Origin of the sequence: Stutzerimonas stutzeri, from assembly GCF_024448955.1 — a bacterium.
In the GTDB taxonomy this organism is placed as follows: domain Bacteria; phylum Pseudomonadota; class Gammaproteobacteria; order Pseudomonadales; family Pseudomonadaceae; genus Stutzerimonas; species Stutzerimonas stutzeri_AQ.
On the sequence record NZ_JAMOIH010000009.1, the window covers coordinates 1 to 18,642 of the forward strand.

Consider the following 18,642-nt stretch of genomic DNA (forward strand, 5'->3'; position numbering starts at 1 on the left):
AGAGTTGGCACAGATTAATCCTCGGCCGTTGGTAGGCATAGCGCTGAACGTCACTGCCGCTTGTAAGCCTTTCGCTATAGCCACGTTGCGATAGCTCATATTCGAGTCCAATACCTCATCGCAACAATCAGGGGTCACTCGCCTTCGTGACGAAGATGCAGGCGTCTCAATCTTCCTTGTAATAGCTGCACGGCTCCCAATACCGCTTGAGGACGAGGTTAGGTGGGCCTGCCCAGCCGCGCTTGCGCAACTGCCTCGCGATGAGGATGTTCATGATGCCGTGGCCCATTAGCAGCACACTGCCATGCGCCTCGGCAAGTTCTATAAGTCGTTCCGCCGTCGCGCTGGCGCGCCGGTTGGATTCGCTGATGGGCTCAGTATGGCGGGCGAAACCAAAGAACCAGGCGCCGCGGAACAGCAATCGCCAGAGTCGAGACGGCATAGGTGGAAAGGACCAATCCGGGTAGGGCAAGTGCGCCTCAGCAAACAGCGGATCCGGTTCTTGGCGACAATTGCAAGCCAGGTGCCCGCGCGATTGAACGCAGCGCGACAGTGAGCTGCAGACCACGACGCCGGTTTTTTCAGCGAGTAAGCCTAGACCGTCCGGCAGCTCGTGGGCGATGACATCCGCTTGGTTGTAGTTGGCGATCCAGCCCTTCATCTGCGCTGGAGTACACCAACTCGCGGCAGTGTGGTCGGGCCTGCCGTGGCGTACCAAGGTTATCTGCATAGCTCTGGCCTGCGGCGGTAACCGCGGAGTGGCGATGTCGGAGTATCAGCGGCTCCAGGCCGGGATGTCTCGCAAGCTAGCTCGCTCCTACGGTTGGATAGCGCACGCACCTCGGTGCGTACGTCCCGCTCTTCAGAACAAATTATTCCTTGCCACGTGCTTCCTGGTTCTGGAGAAAGTCTTCTTCAAGCATGGCGTCCTTGACGGCCTGTGGTTCTTCGTCGAGTAGCGGATCGTTGAGTTCACCACTGGACAGTACCTTGGCGTCGAGCTTGCCCACCAGGTGCTCGAGGGCATGACGCATTTTTTCCGCCGCACCATCGACCGCCAACTGCAGCGACTCTGCCTTGTGCGTGACGGATACGGCCTGATGGCCCTTAGGCCGCGCCTCGATCTGACAGCGCTTGTCATCAGCCCCGGCTTTTTGCGCGTTCTCGTCGCTGATGTGAACCTCGACGCGGGTAAGGAAATCGTCGAAGCGCTCCAGCCGCTCCTCTACGGTCGAACCCACCCATTCATGCAACTCGACACTGCTGGGAACGTGTTGGCTGTTGACTTGAACATGCATACGGCTACTCCTGATGGTTGGGTACCTAATAGGTTCGAGGCGCCGACGCCCACGAGGTTCAGCGGCTTCGCTCAATGGCCAAGCGACCTACTCGTCCATCAACTGCCGATAGCGATGCTGGTATTCCTCGTAGGACAGGCCCTCATCCATCAAGCGTTGCACTTGCTGTTGCCGATAAGCCTCCCGGCTCAACGGTGCCATATCGCCGGCTATCACCGGGGCGGGAGCGCGACCCAGGTCGGCCGCCCCATTGGGAAACAGCTGATCGGCCAGTTCAACAATCTTCTTCTCGGCACTGATGAACTTATCCAGTCGCCCGCCGCCCCAGCGCGCATCGTATTCCGCCTGGCCGACCTGACGGCCTTTTTCGTAGACGCGGATATCGGCGTATTTCATGTACAACGCCAGATCCCAACCCCAACGACCAATGAAGGTGGTAGCAAGCGCACAACGATCAGGGCTGCTGCCGGGCGCCATCAGGCGGGTCCTGAAGCCTTTTTCCATCAACGAGGCCTGGTAGGCACTGGTGAAGCCAGCACGCAGGTTCAGCGCTGGGATCATGCAGATTTCCGGTGTCAGTTCGGCGGAGAGGGCCGCAGGAGTAACGTTCTGTTTGATGCTGCAGCCGCTGATGGCAACGGTAGCGATGAGTGTAAAAAGCGAAGCGGCGCGCATGGCGACCTCCGTGCCGGACAGTAGACAGGCATTTTGCCACCACTCGCTTGCAGAGGTGCGCTTATTCCCCCTCCCGCCCGCTCGCCTTCCGATCCGCCCGGCCGCCCAGGTACCAGCCCAGCGCGCCCCAGACCGCTGCGCAGCCGGCGCCCACCAGCGCGATCAGCAGCGTGCCCTGGCCAAGCATGTCCAGCAGCGTTTTGGCCCAGCCGCTCAAGGCGTCACCGCCGCGGTAAACCACGGTATCGATGAAGTTCTTCGCCTTGTATTTGCTCTCCGCATCCAGCGGCGCAAAGAGCATCTCGCGGCCCGGACGGACGAAGGCGTACTCACCGATGCGCCGCACGATCATCACCGCTGCCAGCACAGCGAAGGTCGGTGCCAGCGCCAACCCGATGAAACCCAGGCAGACCAGCGCCGGCACCACCGCCAGCAGCACCCGCACTCCAAGGCGCTGGGCAACGCGCCCGGTGATGAACAGTTGCGACAGCAGGGCGCCGACCTGCACAACGAAATCGATGGCGCCGAAGACCCGCACCTGCTCGGCGCGATCGGGAAACAGCTCGGCAACCAGCCGTGCCTGCTCGAAATACAGGAAGGTGCTAGCCGTGGTCAGCAGCAGCACGAAGGCAGCAATCCCCAGCAGATAACTCGAACCCAGCACCCGCGTCAGCCCGCTGAACGGGTTGCCCGCCACCGGACGGCGCGGATTTTCCGCTTGTTCGGCACCGGGGCGTCCGGCGCCTGCCACTTCGCGCCACGCCATCAGGTAATGCTTGAGCACCACCGCCAACGCCAGCAGCAGCGCCGCCAGCAGCATCAGCCCGAACTGCCCGAGCACGCCCACCAGCAGCGCACTGGCGGCCGGGCCGACCAGGCCGCCGACGCTGGCACCGGCGGCGATGAAGGCGAACAGACGGCGAGCCTGCGGCGCATCGAACACATCGGCCATCAGACTCCAGGCCACCGACACCACGAATAGGTTGTAGACCGAGATCCACACGTAGAACACCCGCGCCAGCCAGATGCTCTCGTCCACGACGAAGAACAGCCCGGCGAACGCCAGCAGATTCACGCAGAAGAAGCCGTACACCCAGTCGATGTAATGGACGCGCGCCACCCGCGAGTTGAGCCAGGCGAACAGCGGCACCGCCACCAGCATGGCGACAAAGGTCGCGGTGAACAGCCATTGCAGGTTCTCCACGCCGCCCTGGATGCCCATGGACTCGCGGATCGGCCGCAGCATGAAGTAGCCACTGAACAAGCAGAAGAACAGCCCGAAGCCGGCCAGCGCGGCGCGCAGCTCGACGGGACGGGCGTTGATCAGCCCGGCCAGGCGCAACCGATTCGAGCCCAAGGACATTTGCCGGGCTCAACCAAAGGCATCGACGATCATCTGCCGCTGCCGGGCATCCGGCAGACGGCCCTGCCCGGCCAGCAGGTTGTCGGCCATGTAGCGCGGAGTGGAAGTCGCCGGGATCACCGTGGTCACTGCCGGCTCGGCGAGGATGAACTTGAGTGCCAGTTGCGCCCAGGACGTCGCATCAAGCTCGGCTGCCCAATCGGGCAGCGGCCGGTCCTTGACTCGCCCCAGCAGGTTGCCGCGAGTAAAGGGCCGGTTGATCAGGGTGGCGATGCCGTTGTCGGCGCAGTAGGGCAGCAGCCGTTTCTCGGCATTGCGCTCGCCGACCGAGTAGTTGAACTGGACGAAATCGACTTCTTCCTGCTTGAGCACGTCCAACAGCCGGTCGTGGGCCGACTCCAGATAGTGCGTCACGCCGATATAACGGATGCGGCCCTGCTCCTTCAGCTCGCGCAGCAGGCCGAGCTGGGTGCTGGTGTCCTGCAGGTTGTGCACTTGGAGCAGGTCGATGCTGTCGCTCTGCAGCGCCTCGAAACTGGCCTCGATCTGCGCCAGCCCGCGCTCGCGGCCAGTGGCGGAAACCTTGCTGGCTAGAAACACCCGTTCGCGCGCGTTCTGCCGCTGCACCAGCTCGCCAACCACACGATCGGCGTTGCCATAGCTCGGCGCGGTATCGATCAGGCGGGCGCCGCCGTCGACGAAAATCCGCAACACCTCCAGCAGCGCGTCCATCTGCGAATCATCAAGGCCCACATCATGGGTGCGCGAGGTGCCGAGCCCGATCACCGGTAGCTTCTCGCCGGTGGTTGGAATCGGGCGCATCCGTAGTGGTTCGGCCGCATGTGCCACGAACGGCAGCAACGGTCCCAGTGCGGCGATAGCCGTCAGCACGGCGGAGCGGTGGAGGAGCTGGCGGCGCGTCTGCATCGGTGGGTTCTCCGTGTCGGTAGCGGCTTCGACGCTTGAGTATGGTCGACACCAGCGGGCGCATCATCGGGCCGACGCACGGGAGCTTTTCAGTTTGTTTCAACGGGGCGCGACGCGACGCCGCGCCGGTGCCCGCTGACCGAGCACCGCTGAAATTGGTTTAAGGCATCGCCGTGCTGGCAATATGCCTTTATTTCGGTTTTACTTCGCCGCGCCTGATGACCATTGATCCTTGCGCCGCGCCCGCCGCTGCACGCACCGGCTCGCAGCAATCGAGACACCCATGCCCAGCCACCCGTCCATGCCGCCCGGCCAACCATCGGCCGCCTTGCCTGATAGGCCAGAGGAATCGACCCAGCAGGTCAAGGCGCAGCGGCCTCGACATCATCGGCTTATCAATCTTGCTTATGTGCTGGGCCTGCTACTGGTGTTTGCGCTCAGTCTCTTGCTGCTGCCCGACGATACGGGCCTGGGCAAGCTGCTGTGGAGCGAGCTGGATGCCGAGTCTCGCACCACGCGGTGACCGATCGCCTGGGCACATTCAAGTCCGGCTCTTTGTGCGCAATTACGAACGCGCCACCTGCGCGCGCACATCTGCGTAAGGGTAAGCCTCCAGCGAGGCGAATCCCGCAATGCCGCGCGCCTTCAGCTTGGTGAACAGCGGCACGCTGATGCCGCAGAGAAAGCGCGTCAGGCATTCGGCACTGGGCTCGCTGTTTTTCAACTGCCGATAGCGCTGGCTGAAATCGGCGCAGCGAGCGGAAAGATCGATTTCGGTCAGTGGCGCCAGTGGTGGCGGTTCGGGCAGCTGCGCGAACCGCCCCAGACAGACCGAACAATGGCCACAGCGCTGCGGCGCCTGGGCGTCACCGAAATAATCGGCCAGGCGCCAGCTGAGGCATTCATGCGATTCGAACAGCGCAAGCATATTGTCGATGCGGGTAATTTCGCTGGTTTCGTGCTGCTTGAAGTAACCGTGCAGCTCGACACTCAGCGCGGCGGCATCGAAGTCCGGATCGACTAGCGCATAGACCTCGGTCATCTGCTTGCTCTCCAGTTCGATCCAGCCATTTTCCTGAAAGTAATCCAGCGCCTTGACCACCCGCGCCCGGTCGGCGCCGTGCTGCTGGTAGAGCGCATCGAAGTCCAGCGTGCACCAGGTTCGCGCTCGGGCCGAGGTTTGCACGATGGCCTCGACGAACTGCCGCCGCTCGCCCTCGAAGCGCGCGATCAGCGCCTCGGGCTCCAGCAGATATTTGTAGCGATACTCAGCGAAATAGGCGAAACGCGGCGCGATGATGCCCTTGAGCTCAAGCTGCACCAGCAGGGTTTTCAGCGGCAGCTGACGAATATTGCTCTGCTCGGACAGCCGATTGAGCATCAGGTCCCATTGACCGCCCGGTCCGACGCTCGCCAGCTCATCGAGCACATGGCGGATGCCCTCGCGTTCCGGCGTGTCGCCGTAGACGAAATTCTGCAGCACGTTGAGGCTGTCGCGGTTGGCCAGTACCAGGCAGTCAGATGGCTGCCCGTCGCGCCCGGCCCGGCCGATTTCCTGGCTGTAGTTCTCCACCGATTTCGGCAGGTCGTAGTGCACCACGTTGCGGATGTCGGACTTGTCGATGCCCATGCCGAAGGCGATGGTGGCGACGATGCAGTTCAGCTCGCCGGCCATGAAACGCCGCTGGATGGTCTCGCGCAATTCGTGGCCCATCCCGGCGTGATAGGCGCTGGCCGGAAAGCCACGCTGCGCCAGATGTTCGGCGATCTGCTCGGCTGTTTTCTGCTGGGTCACGTAGACGATTGTCGGCTGCTCGCCTTTGCCGGCCAGCCATTCCACTAGCCGACGCTGCTTGTTGGCGCCCGCGACCGGCTCGACCAACAGGTTGAGGTTGGCGCGGTAGAAGCCGGTGGTCACGACATCCTCGGCGGCAATTGCGAATTTCGCCTGCATATCGGCGATCACTGGCGGCGTCGCCGTGGCGGTCAGCAGCAGCACCTGAGGGATATTGAACTGGCGCTGGTAGTCGGGGAGTTTGAGGTAATCCGGACGGAAGTTGTGACCCCACTCGGAGATGCAGTGCGCCTCGTCCACCACCAGCAGCGAGATCGGCACCTGGCTGATGAAATGGCGAAAGCGCTCGTTCTTCAGGCGCTCCACCGAAATCATCAGGATCTTCAGCTCCCCGGATTTGGCGCGACTCATGGTGTCGCTGATCTGCTCGCGATCTTGCGCCGAATCGATACTGGCTGCGGCAATGCCGTGCCGATGCAGAAAAGCCAGCTGATCCTGCATCAGCGCCAGCAGCGGCGAGACCACCAACGTCAGATGCGGCAAATGCAACGCCGATAGCTGGTAGCACAGCGACTTGCCGGAACCGGTGGGAAAGATCGACGCCGCCGAACGGCCCGCCACCACGGCGCGGATGGTTTGTTCCTGGCCGGGGCGAAAGCCGTCGTAGCCGAAGGTTTGAGCGAGGGTTTGTTCGATCATCGTTAGTCACTCCTTTGACTGGGAGCCAGAGGGTAGCAAAAGGAGGGAGACGGTAAAGCAAAGCGGTCCACGAGGCGCGGTCAGCGGTCGGCAAGAACTCGAAAGTAGTTCACTGATAATGCCTTGAGGCAGTAGCTAGCGAGGCGGCCACGCATTTCGCTCAATCACGCTCATTGGAATCCGCAATTATCGTTAGTGAGCTTACTAATTCATCATCGCCGGGCTCCTGAGAAAAATCACAAGCGAAGCCGGATCGGGTGATGCGGCTTGCCAACAGGAGGAATCTACGAACCAGAAACAGGATGCCCTGCCATGCGCACTACCTTTGCATTTGCTACCGCTCTTTTGCTTTCCGCTGCCTCGCTCGCCCATGCCAACGGCGCCGAGCCCGAGACCTACGCCTACGGCACCAAGCTCGATATCGCCTCGGTTTTGTCGATCAAAGTCGAGCCGACGCCCTACTGTGAAGTCACCGATGCGGTGATGACTTATCGGGATTCGGCTGGTGAGGTCCGCAAGCTCTCCTATCGGACCCTGGCCGAAAGCTGCAAGAACCAGAATTGAGCCTGTCGCCTCGTTAATAGCTGCATCGACACGCCTGCCGTTCGTAGAGTCAACGCTTCTGCGATCTATCGAGCGGCGCCAAGGTGGATGAGCAAGGCGCCGTCTGCATGCGTCAGGCGAGATGCCATCCGTAGCTAGGTCGGCGGCTTCCGCTTCAGTCCACAGCCAGCTTATTCCGCCATCGGTGGGCTGAAGCGCAGCGTCATCCGGCCAACCCTACGAGAGCTCTTCCATGGGGCGGGCCGACAGACCACTACTGATCGAAGCCACGCTCCATGTTCACCGGGAATGGGCACGCAAACGATCGGTCAGAACCGATCGCGAATGATCACTTCGTCGAACGGCAGCTTGCCGACACGCGGTTTGGGTTCCACGACACGCTTGCCCACCGCGACCATCATGGCGATCACATGGTTGTCAGGCAGGTTGATCAGCTTGCCTACCGCGTCGAAATCGAAGCCGTCCATGGGGCATGAATCCAGGCCCTTGCCGCGCGCGGCGAGCATCAGCGTCTGCGCCATCAGGCCACAGCTGCGCATGGCTTCGTCACGCTGCACCTGCGGCTTGTCGCGGTAGTAGTTGTCGATGGCGCCGGCCATATAGTCCTGCACCTCGGGCGGTGTGCCTTCCCAGACGCGGCGGACATTCTTTTCCCAGCTGTCCACCTGCGCGCAAACCACTACCAGCATCGAGGCGTCGGTCATCTGCGCCTGGTTCCAGCCCACCTCGCGAATTTGCGCACGCAGCGCCGGGTCGCTGACCTCGACGAAACGCACGTGCTGCAGGTTGAAGGCCGATGGCGCCAGCAGCGCCAGCTGCAGCAATTCGTCCTTTTCTTCGCGGCTCAATTGAAAGCTGCTGTCGTACGCTTTAACGGCGCGGCGGGTCTGGATGGCTTCTTCGATATGCATGGCGGCTCCACTGGTTGGAATGTGTGGCCACTATGCTATGCCCCGGAAACCATCGAATCCATCCGCCTTGGCTGATGGTAGTTATCAGTGGGACCGATAAGTCAGCTCTGCAAAGTCGTTGCAGGTGACTTGAGATGCATAGCGCTGAATACAGCATGCGATGACCGCTCGCGCCATTGGTGGGCTGAAGCCCACCCTACAAACTGATGATATTTATCGCAGTCGTCGATTCTTTTGGCAGTACAGGTGGGCTTGAGACGCATAGCCGTAGGGTGGGCCGGGCGGCGCTCCGCTTTAGCCCACCGATGGCGCATATGGAGGGCAAAAGCGGAGCGCGCCTTGGCCCACCCTACGAACGACCTAACACTCCCTATTCTGGTGAGCACCCACGAAAAAGCCGCCCGAAGGCGGCTGATTCTGACGCGGCGGCTTAGAGCTTAAAGCTGCGGACCGGCGGCCTTGATGGCGTCGGAGACTTCGAATTTCTTGAAGTTCTCGATGAACTTGTTCGCCAGTTCTTTGGCCGCTTCGTCGTAGGCATTCTGATCAGCCCAGGTATTACGCGGGTTGAGCAGTTGGGTTTCGACACCCGGAACGGCCTTCGGCACGTCCAGGTTGATGATCGGCAGGTGCTCGGTTTCCGTACCGATCAATGCGCCGCTCTGGATCGCTGCGATCACCGCACGAGTAGTCGGGATGTTGAAACGCTTGCCAACGCCGTAGCCACCGCCGGTCCAGCCGGTGTTGACCAGATAGACCTTGGAGCCGAACGCCTGGATGCGCTTGATCAGCAGCTCGGCGTAGACACCAGCCGGACGCGGGAAAAACGGCGCGCCGAAGCAGGTGGAGAAGGTCGACTTGATGCCGCTGCCCGACCCCATCTCGGTGGAACCGACCAGTGCGGTGTAGCCGGAGAGGAAGTGGTAGGCGGCCTGTTCGTTGTTCAGGATCGACACGGGCGGCAGCACGCCGGTCAGGTCGCAGGTCAGGAAGATCACCGCGTTCGGCTCGCCGCCGAGGTTCTTCTCGGAACGCTTCTCGACGTATTCCAGCGGATAGGCGGCGCGGCTGTTCTGGGTCAGGCTATCGTCGGTGTAATCGGCGACACGCTCGTCATCGAGCACCACGTTTTCCAGCACGGTACCGAACTGGATGGCTTTCCAGATCACCGGCTCGTTCTTCTCGGACAGGTCGATGCACTTGGCGTAGCAGCCGCCTTCGATGTTGAACACCACGCCGGTGCCCCAGCCGTGCTCGTCGTCACCGATCAGGTAGCGCGATTCGTCGGCGGACAGGGTGGTCTTGCCGGTGCCGGACAGGCCGAAGAACAGGGTTACGTCGCCCTCTTCGCCGATGTTCGCGGCGCAATGCATCGGCAGCACGTCGGCTTCAGGCAGCAGGTAGTTCTGCACCGAGAACATCGCTTTCTTCATTTCACCGGCGTAGCGCATGCCTGCAATCAGCACCTTTTTCGCAGCGAAATTGATGATCACGCAACCGTCGGAGTTGGTGCCGTCGCGCTCTGGCACGCATTCGAAGTTGGCGACATTGAGGACCTGCCACTCGTCCTTTCCGGCCGGGTTGTACTGCGCCGGATTGATGAACAGCTGGCGACCGAAGAGGTTCTGCCAGGCCGTCGCGGTGGTCATCTTGACCGGCAGGTAGTGTGCTTCGGAGGAGCCTACGTGGACGTGGGAAACGAAGTGCTCCTGAGCCTTGTTGAAGGTCTCGACGCGATCCCACAGGGCATCGAACTTGTCGGCAGGGAAGGGACGATTGATCGGGCCCCAGGCGATGGAATCCTTGGTGCTCGGCTCTTCGACGATATAGCGGTCGGCTGGCGAACGACCGGTGCGGTGACCAGTTTTGACAACGAGCGCGCCATTGGCGGCCAATTCACCTTCACCACGCTTGACGGCTTCTTCGATCAATCGAGCGGTGCTGATATCAACGTACACGGCGTTAATAGCTTGCGTCATGAGTTTCCCGTCGGCCCTGGGCCGAATCCTCCATGCTGTTGTAGCCCACCAGACAGCGAACTACATCGAAAAAAAGTGCGCGCGATTATGACAGAAATGACGCTGCGCTGGGTATGAGGGCGTAATGGCGAAAAGGTTCTACGCCCCACGGCCTTTTAATGCCGCGTGCCGGAAGGGCCCTCGGTTCCCGCACCTGCGAACAGCTGGGCGATGTCGGCTGCGTCGAAGCGATAGCTGTGATTGCAGAACTGGCAATCGATGGTGATCGCACCGCCCTGCTCGCTGAGCAGCTGCTCGGCATCGTGCTGGCTGAGGCTGATCACCGCGTTGGCCGAGCGCTCGCGCGAGCAGCTGCAGCGGAAGGTAATCGGCCGGGGCTCGAACAGGCGGACCTGCTCTTCATGGTAGAGCCGGTGCAGCACGGTCTGGGTGTCGAGACCGAGCAACTCTTCGGCGGACAGCGTATCGGCCAGGGTGCGCAGATGCTGCCAGCTGGCTTCGCGTTCTTCACCGTTACGGATCCGATCGACCGGCAGCTGTTGCAGCAACATGCCGCATGCACGGCGGCCATCGGCGGCAAGCCAGAAGCGCGTCGGCAACTGCTCGGACGACGCGAAATAGCTCGACAGGCTTTCCGCCAAGGTCACACCATCCAAGGCGACGATCCCCTGATAACGCTGCCCATTGGCCGGATCGATGGTCATCGCCAGCACGCCTTCGGGCATCAGCTCGGACAGCGTCGCGCCGGGCGTCAACTGCTCCTCGTGATAGCGGGCGATGCCGCGCACCTCGCGATCGCTGGAGCATTCGACCATCAGCAGCGGAACCGCGCCGGCCGAACGGGCCTGCAATACCATCAGCCCGTCAAATTTAAGCGTACCGACCAGCAATGCGGCTGCCGCGAGCAGCTCGCCGAGCAGCTGCGCGACCGGCTCCGGGTAGGCGTGTTTGGCCAGCACCTCGGCATAGCTGCGCTCGAGCCCGACCCACTCGCCCCGCACGTCGGTGTTATCGAAAAGGAAACGCTGGGTGTAATCGGAATCGAGCATGGGCATGACCAGAGCAGGTTAAAGGCCGGGGCCGTTGGCTGGGATACCGCGACTCATCGAATCTCGGAATCTGCATGGCCCCTGCGAGAAGGGACCGCATTCTAGGGCGAAAGTGGCGACCGTCCAACCGGCGAGTCATTCGGCATCCGAGCGGAAGCGCTGCAAGGCACGGCGCTGTTTCTTGCTCGGCTTGCCATCGGTTTCCACACCCAAGGCACCTGCCTTGCGCATGGCCGCGGCATTTTCGCGTTTGGCCAGACTGTCGGCCGTTTCCTCATAGAGCAGCTGTGCTTCCGGCGCGCCCCGACGCACCGCGGAAAGCGCACGGATCACCACGGTGCGTTCATCGAAACCGGCGCGGATCATCAGTTCCTCGCCCACTTTCGGCTCCTTGCTCGGCTTGCAGCGCTCGCCGCGGCAATGCACCTTGCCGCCTTCGATGGCGGCCTTCGCCAAGGCGCGCGTCTTGTAGAAACGCGCGGCCCATAACCATTTATCCAGGCGGACTTTACCGTCGTCTTTTTCGCTCATCGCTCAACTCGGTCAATCGTCGTGTTGTCATAGAGTCGTACAGGTGGATGCGGTTGTCATGCACCCCGACTAGAATGCGCGGAAAACCAGTGGATACGCTTTCTTGAACAATCCCGACCCTCAGATAGTCATCGGTTTGCGCGAATGGATCGCCCTGCCCGAGCTCGGCGTGGTCGGCCTGCGCGCGAAGATCGACACTGGCGCGAGCACCTCGGCACTGCACGCCACGGACATCAGCGAATTCGAACGTGACGGCACTCGCTGGGTGCGCTTCACTGCCCATCTGGGCACGTTGGTGCAACGCCGGCATCGTTGCGAAGCGCCGTTGGTGACCCGCAAGCTGATCAAGAGCTCCAACGGCCATACCCAAACCCGTTACGTGGTGCGCACGTTGCTGGCGCTGGGCGATCACCTGTGGCCGGTGGAATTCACCCTGACTTGTCGCAAGACCATGCGCTATCGCCTGCTGTTGGGGTCAAAAGCCCTGATGGACGGCAAATGGCTGGTCGATCCTGCGCGCACCTATGTGCAGGAAAAACCCCAGACTCTCACTACTTCCGGTGCCCAATGAAAATCGCCGTGCTGTCGCGCAATCCACGCTTGTATTCGACCCGCCGCCTGGTAGAGGCCGGCCAGCAACGTGGCCACGAAGTGGTGGTGATCGACACCCTGCGCGCGTACATGAACATCGCCAGCCACAAGCCGCAGATCCACTATCGCGGGCGTCCGCTGGAAGGCTTCGACGCAGTGATTCCGCGCATTGGCGCCTCCGTCACCTTCTATGGCTGCGCGGTGCTGCGCCAGTTCGAAATGCAGGGTGTGTTCCCGCTCAACGAGTCGGTGGCCATCGCTCGTTCGCGCGACAAGCTGCGCTCGCTGCAACTGCTGGCCAGACGCGGTATCGGCCTGCCCGTCACCGGTTTCGCCCACTCCCCCGATGACATCGCCGACCTGATCCAGATGGTCAATGGCGCGCCATTGGTCATCAAGGTGCTGGAAGGCACCCAGGGCATCGGCGTGGTGCTATGCGAGACCGAAAAAGCCGCCGAATCGGTGATCGAAGCTTTCATGAGCCTCAAGCAGGACATCATGGTGCAGGAATACATCAAGGAAGCCGGCGGTGCCGACATCCGCTGCTTCGTCGTCGGCGACAAGGTGATTGCGGCGATGAAGCGTCAGGCCAAACCCGGTGAATTCCGCTCCAACCTGCACCGTGGCGGCACCGCCAGCCTGATCAAGATCACCCCCGAAGAACGCATGACCGCCATCCGCGCCGCCAAGGTCATGGGCCTCTCCGTGGCCGGCGTGGATATCCTGCGCTCCAACCACGGCCCGCTGGTGATGGAGGTTAACTCCTCGCCGGGCCTGGCCGGCATCGAGGAAACCACCGGCAAGGATGTTGCCGGGCTGATCATCCAGTACCTGGAAAAAAACGCCGGCCCGCATCTGACCAGAACGAAGGGCAAGGGTTAAAAGCAGCGGCAAGCGGCAAGAAAGAGCAGGCGGGCGTCTTGCCGTTACGCTTTTACTTGTCGCTTGTAGCTGCCTTCAGGGTTTTATTGCATCGCGCGGCAGTAGCAACCCGAGCGGCAAACTCACCCGTGCTTCCAGACCGCCACCTTCACGGTTGCGCAACTCGACTACACCACCGTGCTGTGAGGCGATGCGCTTGACGATGGCCAGCCCCAGGCCGGTGCCCTGACCGCCACGAGCGCGGTCGCCGCGAATGAAGGGATTGAAGATCTCCTGGAGCTCGTCCGGATCGATACCGGCGCCGCGATCGAGCACGCTGAGCACGACATAGGGCGCATTATGGTCGCCGGACATGTGCGCCACCACCTCAACGCCATCGCCGCCATAGCGCTGGGCGTTTTCGATCAGGTTGACCAGCAAACGCTTGATCGATACCCGACGCAGCGCCAGAGGCGGCATCGATTCGACACGCAGGCGCACCTTGTCTTCGTACTGGTTGTAGGGGGCCACGACTTCACGCACCAGCTCACTCAGATCGACGCTTTCCACCCGCTCGTCACTGCCGTCGCGGACAAAGGCGAGGAACTGATCGAGGATCGCATTCATGTCCTCAACGTCGCGGACCATGTCCTCGGTCAGCTCGGCCTCGCTGGACATGAGTTCCAGCGACAGGCGTAGGCGAGTCAGCGGTGTACGCAGGTCGTGGGAAACCCCGGCAAGCATCAGTTCGCGCTCGCGCCCGGCCTGCTCGACGTCCTCGGCCATCTGGTTGAAGGCGCGATAAACCTCGGTCATTTCGCTCGGCGTGTCGCTGATCGGCAAACGCACGCTGCGCCCCTTGCCGATCTGCCGGGCGGCGTAGACCAGGCGCTTGAGCGGCAGGTTGAGCTGACCGACGAAGACCCACGCCGCAGCGGTGGAAAGCAGACCGATGCCGAGGAACCAGCCCAGCACGCTCCAGATCCGCTGCCCGCGCAATGGATAGGCATAGAGCGGCACCTGCAGCCAATCCGGCCCCAGACTCGGAGCGCGCACCCAGAGCGCCGTTTCCGGCTGAATGCGCACCCGCACCTCGGTTTCAGGGCCCAGCTCGGCGCGCATCTGCTGCTGGAAGATTTCGGTGTAAGGCCAGTGGTATTCACTCGGCGGCACGTCCGCCTCCGCCACCCGTTGCACCCCGGCGGCCTCGCCGATGCGCTCGCGATTGGCCTCGTCGGCGACCCAATAGGCGCGCAACGTCAAGGCTGCGCCGTGGCTGTACTGACGATCGACGAGCATGTCGTCGTTCATCATCAGGTACACCAGCATCAGCACCTTGGAGAACAGCACGACGATCAGCACCATCCACAGGGTGCGAGCGAAGAAGCTTTGCGGGAACCAGAGCGGAGTCTTCATAAATCAATAGCCGAATAAGAGCGCTGGAGACTGGAAAGCGGTACGAAAATGCACAGCGCTATGGGCTTCCACCTGTAGGGTGGGCCGGGCGGCGCTCCGCTTCAGCCCACGAAGTCGACCGGGCGTGGTGGGCTGAAGCCCACCCTACGGCACTGTAGGCCGGACGAAGAAAGCGATCCTTCTCCAGCCTCCAGCGCTAGGCGCTTCTAGCGGCTTTCAGCCCTTGTTGCCGTCAGGTACGAACACGTAACCCACGCCCCAGACCGTCTGGATATAGCGCGGTTTGGACGGATCGGGCTCGATGAGGCGGCGCAGGCGCGAGATCTGCACGTCGATGGAGCGCTCCAGGGCGTCCCATTCGCGGCCACGGGCGAGGTTCATTAGCTTGTCGCGGGTCAACGGCTCGCGGGCGTGCTGCACCAGCGCCTTGAGCACGGCGAACTCGCCGGTGGTGAGCATGTGGATCTGGTCGCCCTTCTTCAGCTCGCGGGTGCCGAGAAACAGCTCGTAGTCGCCGAAGGTCACCGTCTCGTCTTCGCTGCCCGGCGCACCCGGCACCTGGGGCGCCTGGCGCCGCAGCACAGCGCGAATCCGCGCCAGCAGTTCGCGTGGGTTGAAGGGCTTGGCCAGATAATCGTCGGCGCCCTGCTCCAGACCCTGGATGCGACTGGCTTCGTCGCCCTTGGCGGTGAGCATGATGATCGGAATCCCATTGCCGCTTTCACGCAGACGATGGCACGCCGACAGACCGTCCTCACCGGGCATCATCAGGTCCAGCACCACCAGATGGAACAGTTCGCGGCTGAGCAGACGGTCCATCTGCTCGGCGCTTTCGACGGTGCGGACGCGATAGCCCTGCTCGTCGAGAAACCGCTCGAGCAGACGCCGCAGACGGGCATCGTCATCGACGATCAGGATTTTTTCACCTTCGCTGGCTGACGCAGTGCTGCTCATGGAAAACTCCTGAATTTATCGACGGCGCATTATGCGCCTACGGATGACAAGGCAATTGACAGCCATTGTTAGCAGATTTTGCGAGAGAAGCAGGTGGAAGGTGGCCAAAATCGTAGAGCGGTGCAACCCGCTCCGTGCGCCACTACCAGGGACAACGCCCCCCGATGCTTTTTCTTCCAGCTTCCAGCCTCAAGCTCCCCGCTGCCTTTATAATCCCGCCCTTTCGCGCAGGCACGGCCTGCATGGTTTGACTGACCCAGGTAGGTTCATGGACAGCATCAATTCCCGTATCGCCGCTGAACTGGGCGTGCGCCCGCAACAAGTCGCCGCCGCCGTGGCGCTGCTCGACGAAGGCTCCACCGTGCCCTTCATCGCCCGTTACCGCAAGGAAGTCACCGGCAGCCTCGACGATACCCAGCTGCGCAATCTGGAAGAGCGCCTGCGCTACCTCCGCGAACTGGACGAACGCCGCGTCTCCATCCTCGCCAGCATCGAAGAGCAGGGCAAGCTGACCCCTGAGCTGAAACGCGAAATCGACCTCGCCGACACCAAGACCCGCCTCGAAGACCTCTACCTACCCTACAAGCAGAAGCGCCGCACCAAGGGCCAGATCGCTCTGGAGGCCGGTCTCGGCGAACTGGCCGATGCGCTGTTCGCCGACCCCGCCCTGGAGCCGGAAAGCGAAGCCGCGCGCTTCGTCGATGCCGAAAAGGGCTTCGCCGACGTGAAGGCGGTGCTCGAAGGCGCCAAGTACATTCTCATGGAACGCTTCGCCGAGGACGCCGATCTGCTGGCCAAGCTGCGCGACTTCCTCAAGCACAACGCCACCTTGAGCGCCCGCGTGGTGCCGGGCAAGGAAAACGAAGGCGCCAAGTTCAGCGACTACTTCGAGCACGACGAAGTGCTGAAGAACACCCCGTCGCATCGCGCCCTGGCGATCTTCCGCGGCCGCAACGAGGGCATTCTCAGCATCGCCCTCAAGGTCGGTGATGAAGCACCCGGCACCATGCATCCCGGCGAAGTGATGATCGGCGAGCGCTTCGGCATCGAGAACAGGGGCCGCGCCGCCGACAAGTGGCTCGGCGAAGTGGTGCGCTGGACTTGGAAGGTCAAGCTCTACACCCACCTGGAAACCGACCTGCTCGGCGAGCTGCGCGACAAGGCCGAGGACGACGCCATCGGCGTCTTCGCCCGCAACCTGCATGACCTGTTGCTGGCAGCCCCCGCCGGCCCGCGCGCGACCCTGGCGCTGGACCCGGGCCTGCGTACTGGCTGCAAGGTGGCGGTGGTCGATGCCACCGGCAAGTTGCTCGACACCGCCACGGTCTACCCGCACGCACCGCGCAACGATTGGGACGGCACACTGGCGATCCTCGCCAAGCTCTGCGCCAAGCATGGCGTCGACCTGATCGCCATCGGCAACGGCACCGCCAGCCGCGAAACCGACAAGCTGGCTGCCGACCTGATCAAGCAGGTGCCGGGGCTGAAGCTGACCAAGATCATGGTCAGCGAGGCCGGCGCTTCGGTGTATTCCGCCTCGGAACTGGCGGCCAAGGAATTCCCTGATCTGGACGTATCGATCCGCGGTGCCGTGTCCATCGCGCGCCGCCTGCAGGACCCGCTGGCCGAGCTGGTGAAGATCGAGCCCAAGGCCATCGGCGTCGGTCAGTACCAGCACGACGTGTCGCAGCTCAAGCTGGCGCGCTCGCTGGATGCGGTGGTCGAGGACTGCGTGAACGCCGTCGGCGTGGACGTGAACACCGCTTCCGCCGCCCTGCTGGCACGCATTTCCGGCCTCAACGGCACCCTGGCGCAGAACATCGTCGCCTACCGCGACGCTAACGGCGCTTTCAAGTCCCGCAGCGAGCTGAAGAAGGTGCCGCGCCTGGGCGACAAGACCTTCGAACAGGCCGCCGGCTTCCTCCGGGTGATGAACGGCGACAACCCGCTGGACGCCTCCGCGGTACACCCGGAAACCTATCCGCTGGTCAAGCGCATCGCCGCCGACACCGGTCGCGACATCCGCTCGCTGATCGGTGATTCGAGCTTCCTGAAAAAGCTCGACCCGGCCAAGTTCACCGACGAGAGCTTTGGCCTGGTCACCGTCAGCGACATCCTGCAGGAACTGGAAAAGCCCGGCCGCGACCCGCGCCCCGAGTTCAAGACCGCCGAATTCCAGGAAGGCGTCGAGAAGCTCAGCGACCTGACGCCCGGCATGGTGCTCGAAGGTGTGGTGACCAACGTGACCAACTTCGGCGCCTTCGTCGACATCGGCGTGCACCAGGACGGCCTGGTGCATATCAGCGCGCTGTCGGAGAAGTTCGTCAAAGATCCCTACGAAGTGGTCAAAGCCGGTGACATCGTCAAGGTCAAGGTCATGGAAGTGGACATCCCGCGCCAGCGCGTCGGCCTGTCCATGCGCATGAGCGATACCCCGGGCGAGAAGACCGAAGGTCCACGAGGGGGCGGCAAGCCGCGCGGCAACGCCCCGCGCAGCGAGCGCCATGCACCGCAGGACAAACCGGCTCCAGCCAACAATGCCATGGCGTCGCTGTTCGCCAATGCCAAGCAGTTGAGGAAGTAAGCATGAGTATTCAAGTCGAGGCAGTGGGCAACTCCAGTGCCTTCGGCCGCCTGCTGGGCCTGGAGATCCACAAGGTGGAAAACGGCGAAGCGCAGCTTGGGCTGACCGTGCACGACGGCCTGCGCAATCTGCACGGCAAGCTCCACGGTGGCGCGCTGTTTTCGCTGATCGACACCGCCATGGGCCAGGCCAGTCACAGCCTCAACGGCGGTCTGCCGAACAGCGTGACCCTGGAGTGCAAGGTCAACTACATCCGTCCAGTAACCGAAGGCGAACTGACCTGTCGCGCCTGGGTCGTGCATGCAGGCCGCCGCACCCAGGTCCTCGAGGCTGAGGTTCATCAAGGCGAGAAGCTGATCGCCAAGGCACAATCGACCTTTGCATGCCTCTAAGCAGTGAGCCACAAGCGGCGAGCAAAGGCGCCGCTTGTTTTATTCCGTGCAGC

General features: G+C 62.4%; 18 protein-coding genes. 6 read left to right on the forward strand and 12 right to left on the reverse strand.

What is annotated here, in order from left to right:
- Positions 1–166: 166 nt before the first annotated feature.
- From NA645_RS11095 to NA645_RS11115, 5 genes are all read right to left on the reverse strand, one after another.
- Complete coding sequence (locus tag NA645_RS11095; protein WP_256048852.1) at positions 167–730, reverse strand: histidine phosphatase family protein; 564 nt, start codon at positions 728–730, stop codon at positions 167–169.
- Positions 731–872: 142 nt separating this feature from the next.
- On the reverse strand, positions 873–1,298 hold the full coding sequence (locus NA645_RS11100; RefSeq protein WP_256048853.1) for an HPF/RaiA family ribosome-associated protein: 426 nt from the start codon (positions 1,296–1,298) through the stop codon (positions 873–875).
- 87 nt (positions 1,299–1,385) lie between these two features.
- Entirely contained in the window at positions 1,386–1,973 is a 588-nt protein-coding gene (locus NA645_RS11105) for an Sbal_3080 family lipoprotein (protein ID WP_256048854.1), read from the reverse strand.
- Positions 1,974–2,034: 61 nt separating this feature from the next.
- On the reverse strand, positions 2,035–3,336 hold the full coding sequence (locus tag NA645_RS11110; protein WP_256048855.1) for an NTP/NDP exchange transporter: 1,302 nt from the start codon (positions 3,334–3,336) through the stop codon (positions 2,035–2,037).
- Positions 3,337–3,345: 9 nt separating this feature from the next.
- Positions 3,346–4,263 (reverse strand): aldo/keto reductase, encoded by a 918-nt coding sequence (locus NA645_RS11115; RefSeq protein ID WP_256048856.1) that lies wholly within the window; start codon positions 4,261–4,263, stop codon positions 3,346–3,348.
- 283 nt (positions 4,264–4,546) lie between these two features.
- Between NA645_RS11115 and NA645_RS11120 the strand changes: the two genes are divergently transcribed.
- Positions 4,547–4,786 (forward strand): hypothetical protein, encoded by a 240-nt coding sequence (locus NA645_RS11120; RefSeq protein WP_256048857.1) that lies wholly within the window; start codon positions 4,547–4,549, stop codon positions 4,784–4,786.
- Between the two features lie 42 nt (positions 4,787–4,828).
- Here NA645_RS11120 and NA645_RS11125 read toward each other — a convergent pair whose 3' ends face one another.
- Complete coding sequence (locus NA645_RS11125; protein ID WP_256048858.1) at positions 4,829–6,757, reverse strand: RecQ family ATP-dependent DNA helicase; 1,929 nt, start codon at positions 6,755–6,757, stop codon at positions 4,829–4,831.
- 312 nt (positions 6,758–7,069) lie between these two features.
- Here NA645_RS11125 and NA645_RS11130 point away from each other — a divergent pair, with 312 nt between their 5' ends.
- Positions 7,070–7,321 (forward strand): DUF2790 domain-containing protein, encoded by a 252-nt coding sequence (locus NA645_RS11130; RefSeq protein WP_256048859.1) that lies wholly within the window; start codon positions 7,070–7,072, stop codon positions 7,319–7,321.
- A 308-nt stretch (positions 7,322–7,629) separates the two neighbouring features.
- Here NA645_RS11130 and NA645_RS11135 read toward each other — a convergent pair whose 3' ends face one another.
- The 4 genes from NA645_RS11135 to NA645_RS11150 form a co-directional block, all read right to left on the reverse strand.
- Positions 7,630–8,232, reverse strand: coding sequence for a nitroreductase family protein (locus NA645_RS11135; protein WP_256048860.1), 603 nt, complete (start codon positions 8,230–8,232; stop codon positions 7,630–7,632).
- Between the two features lie 437 nt (positions 8,233–8,669).
- Positions 8,670–10,211, reverse strand: a complete 1,542-nt coding sequence (locus NA645_RS11140; RefSeq protein WP_256048861.1) for a phosphoenolpyruvate carboxykinase — start codon at positions 10,209–10,211, stop codon at positions 8,670–8,672.
- Between the two features lie 155 nt (positions 10,212–10,366).
- Positions 10,367–11,260, reverse strand: a complete 894-nt coding sequence (gene hslO, locus NA645_RS11145) for an Hsp33 family molecular chaperone HslO (protein WP_256048862.1) — start codon at positions 11,258–11,260, stop codon at positions 10,367–10,369.
- A gap of 135 nt (positions 11,261–11,395) precedes the next feature.
- Positions 11,396–11,791, reverse strand: a complete 396-nt coding sequence (locus tag NA645_RS11150) for an RNA-binding S4 domain-containing protein (protein ID WP_256048863.1) — start codon at positions 11,789–11,791, stop codon at positions 11,396–11,398.
- Positions 11,792–11,894: 103 nt separating this feature from the next.
- Here NA645_RS11150 and NA645_RS11155 point away from each other — a divergent pair, with 103 nt between their 5' ends.
- Positions 11,895–12,362 carry an ATP-dependent zinc protease gene (locus NA645_RS11155; RefSeq protein WP_256048864.1) on the forward strand — a complete coding sequence of 156 codons (468 nt, stop codon included), beginning with the start codon at positions 11,895–11,897 and terminating at the stop codon, positions 12,360–12,362.
- Positions 12,359–13,264, forward strand: a complete 906-nt coding sequence (rimK, locus tag NA645_RS11160) for a 30S ribosomal protein S6--L-glutamate ligase (RefSeq protein ID WP_256048865.1) — start codon at positions 12,359–12,361, stop codon at positions 13,262–13,264. Before NA645_RS11155 ends, rimK begins: the two co-directional genes overlap by 4 nt.
- A 75-nt stretch (positions 13,265–13,339) precedes the next feature.
- Here the strand turns inward: rimK and NA645_RS11165 are convergent, their stop codons facing one another.
- Together NA645_RS11165 and ompR are read right to left on the reverse strand one after the other, a co-directional pair.
- Positions 13,340–14,659, reverse strand: coding sequence for an ATP-binding protein (locus tag NA645_RS11165; RefSeq protein WP_256048866.1), 1,320 nt, complete (start codon positions 14,657–14,659; stop codon positions 13,340–13,342).
- Between the two features lie 216 nt (positions 14,660–14,875).
- Positions 14,876–15,613: a two-component system response regulator OmpR gene (ompR, locus tag NA645_RS11170; RefSeq protein WP_131649016.1), complete on the reverse strand. Its 738-nt coding sequence runs from the start codon at positions 15,611–15,613 to the stop codon at positions 14,876–14,878.
- 268 nt (positions 15,614–15,881) lie between these two features.
- Between ompR and NA645_RS11175 the strand changes: the two genes are divergently transcribed.
- Both NA645_RS11175 and NA645_RS11180 read left to right on the forward strand, forming a co-directional pair.
- A complete protein-coding gene (locus NA645_RS11175; protein WP_256048867.1) occupies positions 15,882–18,197 on the forward strand; it encodes a Tex family protein in 2,316 nt (771 codons plus the stop codon).
- Positions 18,198–18,199: 2 nt separating this feature from the next.
- Complete coding sequence (locus NA645_RS11180; protein WP_256048868.1) at positions 18,200–18,589, forward strand: PaaI family thioesterase; 390 nt, start codon at positions 18,200–18,202, stop codon at positions 18,587–18,589.
- Positions 18,590–18,642 lie beyond the last annotated feature (53 nt).